1 pseudogene is annotated in these 717 nt (G+C 72.7%); it reads right to left on the reverse strand.

Annotated elements, in window-relative coordinates:
* Positions 1-18 precede the first annotated feature (18 nt).
* Positions 19-717: pseudogene (locus AC2W7M_RS26790) on the reverse strand (FUSC family protein); the annotation flags it as partial.

Below are 717 nucleotides of genomic sequence, written 5' to 3' on the forward strand. Positions count from 1 at the left end.
CGGCGCCGGAGAGCCAGGTCACCGCCGCGTCGGCGCGGTATGGAACAGGCGCGCCATCATCGCCTGCTTGGCGCTCTCCGCCGTGCCCTGCGCCACCTCCTCCGCTAGCGCTGCGCGCGCGTCCCGCTCGCCCTCCAGCACGCCCGCCGCGCGCGACAGGCGCGTCGCCACGGTGCGGCGCAGGAGGGTGTGGGGACCGGTGCCGAGCACCAGGTAGAAGACGACCATCAGCACCATGGGCATGGCCGCCATCTGCCACGCATAGAGCAGGCCGCGCGTGACCACCTCGCCCGCCGGCACCTGGTCCACCAGCGTCAGGATGAAGGCGATGACGAGGGCGATGATGGAGCCGATCTCCCCCAGTTGCGAGGCCGCGCCCAGATAGACGAACACGAACGAGGTGCCGGCGATCACGAGGATGCGCAGCAGCGGACTTTCCGCGGTCGCCTGGATCACCGGCGCCATGGCGAGCACCACCACGCTCGCGAGCAGGATGACGCCGAGCGCCTGCCCGACGCACTCCGCGCCGTTCGGCCGCGCCAGGAAGATCACGAGATAGCAGCCGATGGCCGCTTCCGGCACCTTGAAGAGCATGGCGACGCCCGCCACGAGCGCGCACAGCAGAGCGACGCGCCAGGCCATGGCGAGGCGCCCCGGGAACGGCAGCACGTCGCGCCACGCCTGCCGGGCGATCCCCGGCCAGGGGGAGGCGGGGGG

The organism is Xanthobacter sp. BG11Y11_SDJG (genome assembly GCF_057364445.1).